Consider the following 3,673-nt stretch of genomic DNA (forward strand, 5'->3'; position numbering starts at 1 on the left):
GGCGCAGGCGGCGCAGGCGGCGCAGGCGCAGCGGTAGTCGTCGTCAGCTTGGCGGAGTGGCTGGGACTATTGCGGCGGCGGGATCGCCGGCTGCGTTGGTGGGATCGGTGGAATCGGTGGCGACGCTGGTCGGATCGGGGGCGTCGGCGACGGCGGCGAGGATCGCGGCGTCCCATACCGGGCTGTCCAGCAGGGTACTGATTTGCCTCGCGGTGAGCGGCATCGGCGCGCCGGGGGTCGCGGGGCCCTTCTCGGAGGGGGCGTTCGTCTCGACCGCGACGAGCCTTGTGCCGTCCGGGCGGACCAGGGTGACCGCGAGGTGGTCGGGGTTGCGGCCGTCGTCTGAGCCGCGTGACTCGTCGCTGTAGACGATTGAACCGTCCGGAAGCGCCTGGGGCGTGTCGTGCCCTGTAGTGGTAGTGGTGTCCTGCTGATCGCCGAAGACGAGGTCGAGGAAGCCGATCCCGTGCGGAGCGGTGATCTGGGAAAGGACCTCGCCACGCCGGACTACGGCGGAGAAGCTGGTGACGCCGGTTCCGGCGAGGCCTTGCTTCAGGGCACCGACCACCTGGGCGGTGGGGAATTGCGGGGTGTCGGTGGTGGTCGGGGTCTCGGTCGTGGACGGGGTGCCGGTGCCGGTGGCGGTCGGGGTGGCTGGCGCATGACCATCGCTTAATCCGGGTCCTGACCCCTGTCCTGACCCCTGTCCTGACCCCTGTCCTGACCCCTGTCCTGGCCCCAGACCTGGTCCCAGACCTGGTCCCGGTCCGGTCGCCGTCCCCGCTCCGTGGTGAGTCCCGAACAGAACGACCCCCGCGAACACCAAAGTAACGGCGACCGCCGAGCCCGCCGCCTCCACGACCCACCCCATCCGCCGCATCCGCGTCCCGCGCGACACCCCGCCGGCAGTCAGGCGTCCGACATCCGGATCGAGCCGACGCGCGGTCTCCCGCATAGCGTGCGGTAAGTCGTCACGCACGTGTCACCTCCCTTGGCTCGTTTTCTCCTTGCGTGGTACTCGACGCGTCGTGGGCGGCGGTTGTTACGGTGGCCGCATGTCGACTGTCGAGGCCTGCGAGGCCGCGCAGACCTGCTGGTTCAGCTGCCGGGCCGCCGCGCTCGGCGGCCAGACATGGACCGACGGGCCGCTGCACTGGATCCGTGAGGGTGCCGAACAGAATCTGATGTTCCCGACGCGGATTCCGGCTGATGCGGTCCAGAGCGCCGTGGAGGAGGCGCGCGAGACCGGCGTACAGATCATCGGCGCTTGGCTCGGGACGGAGGTCGACGCTTCGGCGTTGGCGGCTGCGGGGTTCGAGCGCGGATGGGCGCCTTCGTGGATGGCGGCGCCGGTCGCCGACGTCGGCGTGTCCGACGACCCTCGCGTCGAGCTTCAGGAGGAGAGCAACGACTACAGCGATGAGTACGCGGACTATGCGGAGATGCTGAAGCTGACGCGGGTGCGTCCTCAGCACACGTGGTACGCCGCTGCCTATGTAGAGCCCGGCAAGGCCGCGAGCCGCAAGCTCGCCGGCCCCAGGTTCGCGGGCCGCGCGTGGTCGCATCTGACCGGCGAGACGGCCGGGGTGTTCGACATGAACGTGTGGCCGCGGTTCCAGCGGCGCGGGATCGGCAGCGGTTTGCTGCGTGCGGTGGTGGCAGCAGCGGCGCAAGCCGGTGCGCGCGATGCGGTGCTGAACGCGACGACGGAAGGGCGGCTGTTGTACGAAACCTGTGGCTTTCGGCAGATCGGAGCCGGGATCACATGGTGGCTGCACCTCGAGGCATGACGCCTACCTGGCTGGCGACCGGGGCTACGGCCCGCTAGCCTTGCCTGGCTCGCGCGGCCCTGGGGAGGGCGCTGCGCAAACGGGAGACTCACACGTGGGGGAAGTAGTGATGTTGCATTCTCGGCATACCCGCATGCCGTTACGCGCTCTGCTCGCGGCGGGGATGGTGGCGTTGGCGGCTGCCGGGTGTGCGTCGCAGGGGACTGTCTCGGCGCAGACCGGACCGGGGGCCACGGGTTCGGCGGCTCTCGCTTCGGCGTTCGGCCCCGCTTCAAGCGCCGCCTCGGCGTCATCCACGGACACCGGTTCGGTCTCGGGCTCGCCGTCGGGCTCGGCGTCCACGTCGGACCAGGACTCTTCGTCGGTGACGTCATCGGACACTGATTCGCCGGCGGCGCCCGCGTCGACGAGCAGCCCGACGACGAACGCGCCGATGTACAAGCTCACCGACACCGTCACCGAGGGCGGCTTCAAGCTGAAGATCAACTCGATCCAGCTGCCCTGGAACCCGCCGGCCGGTTCGCAGTTCACCCCGGCGCCGGCGCGGGCCTGGCTGCTGATGGACTTCCAGGTCACCAACGTCAGCGGCCAGCAGTCGATGTTCGACACCATCGGCGCCTTCGACCTGCGGGACAACACCAACGCCTCGCACCTGACATCCATCGTCCCCGGGGACACCCTCCCGGCGGCGAAGAAGTTCGAGGACCAGGAGGTGGCGCCCGGCGCCACGGTCGGCGGCGAGGTGGTCTTCGACGTCCCGGCCAACGGCGCCCCGTTCCGGCTCATCTTCTCGGGGAACATGTGGCACGCCAGCCAGACCCCGCCGGTGATCTCATTGAGCAAGTAAGCCCAACCGCACCCGGCCCGGGCCCGCACTCCCCCGAACCCGACCGCCGCCTATCCTGGGCCGCATGACCACCACCATCATCCCGATCGGCCAGGTCGTCGGCGGTCGCACCGAGCCGCGCGACGACGACTGGGGCGGCGAACAGGCCGTGATCCGGCTCGACGAACGCTTCAGCCCCGAAGCCCTCGCCGGGCTGGACGCGTTCTCGCACCTGGAGGTCGTCTACCAGTTCCACCTGGTAGACCCGGACAAGGTGCAGACCGGAGCCCGGCACCCGCGCAACAACCCGGAGTGGCCGCTGGTCGGCATCTTCGCCCAGCGCGGCAAGAGCCGGCCGAACCGGATCGGCGTCTCACGCTGCCGCCTGGTGAAGGTGGAGGGGCGGGAGGTGCACGTCACCGGGCTCGACGCGGTCGACGGGACGCCGGTACTGGACCTGAAGCCGTACATGGCGGAGTTCGGGCCGATCGGCGAGGTGACGCAGCCGGAGTGGGCGACCGAGCTGATGCGTCAGTACTACTGAGCCGCTACTGACTACTGGGCTGCCACTGAGCCCTGGTCGGTGCCGCAGACGCTGCCTGAGCGCGCGAAAGCGGCCCGCACGGCATTGCCGCACGGTCCCGCCGCACGGCATCGCCGCACCAGGCCACGCCACGCCGCCACACCGGACCCACCTCAGGTACCGGTGCGGCGCTCCGCGACGTATCGCTACTACGCCAGTTCCCCGGCACCACGCTCGGGCTCGGCGTCACCGCCGTCGCCATCACCCCGGTGCCGCACCGTCTCGACCATGTGCCCGACCGCCTCCCGCCCCTTGGACGCGGTATTCCGGGTGATCTCGAACGCCTGCACCTGGATCACGTTCGCGGTCTGCCGCACCGCGGGCGCATCGGCGACCTTCCGAGCCGCGGCCCGGATCTTCTCGTACTGCTCCCGCCCAGCGCGCGTACCGAGTACATACCCGGCCCCGAGTCCAGCGGCCAACGTCAGCTTCGTCCCAGCCTTCATGGCAACCCCTCTACCCACCCCACCCGAT

5 protein-coding genes are annotated in these 3,673 nt (G+C 70.1%); 3 read left to right on the forward strand and 2 right to left on the reverse strand.

Annotated features, from left to right (window positions below; genetic code table 11):
* Window positions 1-43 precede the first annotated feature (43 nt).
* Window positions 44-568, reverse strand: a complete 525-nt coding sequence (locus tag KGQ19_RS47915) for a hypothetical protein (protein ID WP_212022218.1) — start codon at window positions 566-568, stop codon at window positions 44-46.
* 460 nt (window positions 569-1,028) lie between these two features.
* On the opposite strand from KGQ19_RS47915, the gene KGQ19_RS47920 reads away from it, so the two are divergent.
* The 3 genes from KGQ19_RS47920 (at window position 1,029) to KGQ19_RS47930 (ending at window position 3,160) form a co-directional block, all read left to right on the forward strand.
* Window positions 1,029-1,790, forward strand: coding sequence for a GNAT family N-acetyltransferase (locus tag KGQ19_RS47920; RefSeq protein WP_307856741.1), 762 nt, complete (start codon window positions 1,029-1,031; stop codon window positions 1,788-1,790).
* A 133-nt stretch (window positions 1,791-1,923) separates the two neighbouring features.
* Entirely contained in the window at window positions 1,924-2,637 is a 714-nt protein-coding gene (locus KGQ19_RS47925; RefSeq protein WP_212022220.1) for a DUF4352 domain-containing protein, read from the forward strand.
* A 64-nt stretch (window positions 2,638-2,701) separates the two neighbouring features.
* Complete coding sequence (locus KGQ19_RS47930) at window positions 2,702-3,160, forward strand: SAM-dependent methyltransferase (RefSeq protein ID WP_212022221.1); 459 nt, start codon at window positions 2,702-2,704, stop codon at window positions 3,158-3,160.
* Between the two features lie 188 nt (window positions 3,161-3,348).
* On the opposite strand, the gene KGQ19_RS47935 is transcribed toward KGQ19_RS47930, so the two are convergent.
* Window positions 3,349-3,645, reverse strand: a complete 297-nt coding sequence (locus KGQ19_RS47935; protein WP_212022222.1) for a hypothetical protein — start codon at window positions 3,643-3,645, stop codon at window positions 3,349-3,351.
* Window positions 3,646-3,673 lie beyond the last annotated feature (28 nt).

The organism is Catenulispora pinistramenti (genome assembly GCF_018274385.1).
GTDB classification, from domain to species: Bacteria; Actinomycetota; Actinomycetes; order Streptomycetales; family Catenulisporaceae; genus Catenulispora; species Catenulispora pinistramenti.

Bases quoted from the DNA above. Each gene is read 5' to 3' on its own strand.
- KGQ19_RS47935 (WP_212022222.1), bottom strand. From the start codon at position 3,645: ATGAAGGCTGGGACGAAGCTGACGTTGGCCGCTGGACTCGGGGCCGGG.
- KGQ19_RS47925 (WP_212022220.1), top strand. From the start codon at position 1,924: ATGCCGTTACGCGCTCTGCTCGCGGCGGGGATGGTGGCGTTGGCGGCT.
- KGQ19_RS47930 (WP_212022221.1), top strand. From the start codon at position 2,702: ATGACCACCACCATCATCCCGATCGGCCAGGTCGTCGGCGGTCGCACC.